Here is a 2,926-nt window from a genome sequence, read left to right as displayed (position 1 = left end):
GCCGATACCCGGAATTGCGCAAACCTGGGTGCGCTGCTTGTCAGAAATGGGAGCGCCGCAATGATCGCGTCAGGCTCAAACCAGCCCGTCCTCTGTAGCCGGCACAATCAATATCCCCGCTCGCAGGCCATTTTTGACCTTGGGGTTCGGGAAGATGATCCGCGCGCCCTCTTCTTCCACCACCCAGCGTGAATGAGTCAGGTCGTCAGCCAGGACGTAGCCTTTTTCCAGCGCTGAAAAATTCTCAACATCCAAAGGCAGATGCAGCCTGAAGCTATCGCTGTGCTTGATGATTTCCCGGGCGACGCTGAACAGTTGTAATCCCTCAAGGCTTTCGTCCACTGCTGGCTCTGTGCCTTCGATCATTTGCTCCAGACGCACACGCAGACGAGTCAGATCGACTTCCTGGTTCTGTCCGAACGGCCGCGCCTTGCCCAACTCCAGCGTGAAAGCCTCGGCGCCCAGCTTGTCGTAGGTGTAGGCGCTAAACACGATAGAGGGTTTGTTCTGCAGCAATACCGCTGTCATGCCGGCCGCCTTCAGCCGTGCCAGTTCACGACGAGAGTGCTGACGCCCCTCCTTCCACGGGTAGAGCGCGAACTGTTCGATCTTCGAACCGCGAATCGCCGTATGCAGGTCGTAGTGCAGCCGGTAGCGGTCCGGAATGCTGAAAAACGTCGCCGCCAGCCGCTCCAGTTCGCAGGCGCGTAACGCCTCCGCACCCTCGCTGTGCTCGTGACGGCCATTGAACAGCCGGTTGACGTCCTGTTCGACATAGCGCTCGCCGCGGCGCATCGCATCGGGGTTGCCAAACAGGAAAAGAATACGTGCCCGCGGCTGTAATTCGCTGCGGGCAATACTGCGGATCAATTCGTCCAGCAACTCGATGGGTGCCGTCTCATTGCCATGGATACCGGCGGATAACAGCAAGTCCGTGCCGTTATCCCGATCCTGGGCAGGACGCACTTCCAGAGCGCCCTCGCTCAGCCATCGCAGTCGCACTCCAGAGACTGTCACTTGAGTCTTTTCTGCCGGTTCACGTCCAGCCAAAGTCAGGTCAAGCAGTTTACCGAGGGCGAGCATAGGCGCTGTTCCCGTAATGGGTGAAAGTGGGTCTTAGTGATTGCAGTCAGGGCCGTGCACATGCTCTTCGTCTTCACCGACGTCAGCAGGCTCCATTTCCAGTTGCAGGCTGACCAGGTTGGTCGCCAGAGGACGCAACAACAGGTTGGCGTACTCGGCATCACCTTCTTCAACATCGACGCCAATCAGCAATTGGCCGCGGCCATCGTGCTGAATCCAGATTTCCTTGCCCTGCCAGACGACCGCAACGCGGGTGCAGGAAGTTTCCAGCTGGGTGCCATCGGTGTCTTCAAGGATCAACTGCAGGGTGTCGCTCATAATCGGTGTTCTCTATCGAGAGGAAGGACGGCGGGTCGTGCCAGGCACCACCCGCCAGAATTTCAGGCCAGCTGAAAAGGATAAACCGCGCCCAGTTTAAGGATTTGCGTCAATTCATCCAATGCTGCGCGGCATTCAATCAGTAATTGCGGATCAGCCAGATCATCTTCGCTCATGCGATCACGATAATGCCTGTCGACCCATTGCGTCAGCGTGTCATACAGAGGCGCGGTCATGATAACCCCAGGGTTGACGGCCGCCAGCTCGGTTTCATTGAGCGCGACACGCAGACGCAGACAGGCCGGACCGCCGCCATTCTGCATGCTTTGTTTGAGGTCGAAAACTTTGACCTCCCTGACCGGGCCAGCGCCCGCGATCAGCCCTTGCAGGTAACGCCAGACCCGTTCGTTGCCGCGACACTCTTCGGGCACAATCAGCAACATGGTGCCGTCGGGACGGGACAGCAGCTGGCTGTTGAACAGGTAAGAACGCACTGCATCCTCCACCGAGACTTCGGCGCGAGGCACGCAAATCGCCTTGAGCTGCCCGCCACAACGGGCAAGCTTGTCTTGCAGTTCCGCCAGCATGCGCTCGGATTGGAGGAAGGCGTCCTCGTGATAAAACAACACTTCGCCGTTACCCACAGCGATCACATCGTTGTGAAACACGCCTTGATCAATCACCGCCGGGTTCTGTTGACCGTAAACCACTGCGCTGTCGCTCAAGCCATGCAAACGGGCGACGGCTTGGGAGGCTTCGAGGGTTTGGCGCGCTGGATACTTCTGCGGTTCAGGAAAGCGCGAATCAAAGGCACTACGGCCAAACACGAAAAACTCTACGCCGGCCTCGCCATAGTCACGGCACAAACGTGTGTGGTTGGCGGCACCTTCATCACCAAACTGGGCAACAGAAGGCAACGCAGTGTGATGAGCAAAATGCTGTGAATTGGCAAACATCGCGGCCAGCACGCGGCTGGTGGTCGGGTGCTCGATACTGCGGTGATATTTACAGGCCAGGTTGGCGGCGGTGAAATGCACGCGGCCATCGGCGGTGTCGGCGCTCGGGCTCACGGTTGCAGCGTTGGCGACCCACATGCTCGACGCGGAACAACTGGCTGCCAGCAGAGGTTTGGCCTGTTTGGCAGCCTGCTCGATCACGTGCGCATCCGTGCCGCTAAAACCAAGACGGCGCAGACCGGCAACATCCGGACGCTCTTGTGGCGCGAGAACCCCTTGGGTAAAACCCATGTCCATCAGCGCTTTCATCTTTGCCAGCCCCTGCAACGCAGCTTCGCGCGGGTTGGAGGACTGCTGGCAGTTGCTTTGCGAGGCGACGTTACCGTAGGACAGCCCGCCGTAGTTGTGCGTCGGCCCGACCAGGCCGTCAAAATTGACTTCGTATGATTTCATCGGCTCGGCTCCGTGGATCTTTTCTTATAAGCGTAAGGTTCAATCATCGCTTCGCAGCGTTTTGGGTTAAACCCACTTCTGTAGGAGCTCACCGAGGTTACGAGGCCAGCGATAGC

Annotated in this window: 3 protein-coding genes; all 3 read right to left on the bottom strand. The window is 58.4% G+C overall.

Annotated features, from left to right (window positions below):
* Nucleotides 1-75 precede the first annotated feature (75 nt).
* The gene (gene astE, locus AUC60_RS25000; protein WP_087273898.1) at nt 76-1,083 is read right to left on the bottom strand and encodes a succinylglutamate desuccinylase; all 1,008 of its coding nucleotides are present in this window, start codon (nt 1,081-1,083) and stop codon (nt 76-78) included.
* A 33-nt stretch (nt 1,084-1,116) separates the two neighbouring features.
* A complete protein-coding gene (locus tag AUC60_RS24995; protein ID WP_027900080.1) occupies nt 1,117-1,401 on the bottom strand; it encodes a hypothetical protein in 285 nt (94 codons plus the stop codon).
* Between the two features lie 62 nt (nt 1,402-1,463).
* On the bottom strand, nt 1,464-2,810 hold the full coding sequence (gene astB / locus AUC60_RS24990) for an N-succinylarginine dihydrolase (protein ID WP_087273896.1): 1,347 nt from the start codon (nt 2,808-2,810) through the stop codon (nt 1,464-1,466).
* Nucleotides 2,811-2,926: the final 116 nt, after the last annotated feature.

The organism is Pseudomonas caspiana, assembly GCF_002158995.1.
GTDB lineage: Bacteria > Pseudomonadota > Gammaproteobacteria > Pseudomonadales > Pseudomonadaceae > Aquipseudomonas > Aquipseudomonas caspiana.
The sequence above is the reverse complement of the archived record's forward strand: the minus strand, read 5'-3'. Positions and strand labels throughout refer to the sequence as shown.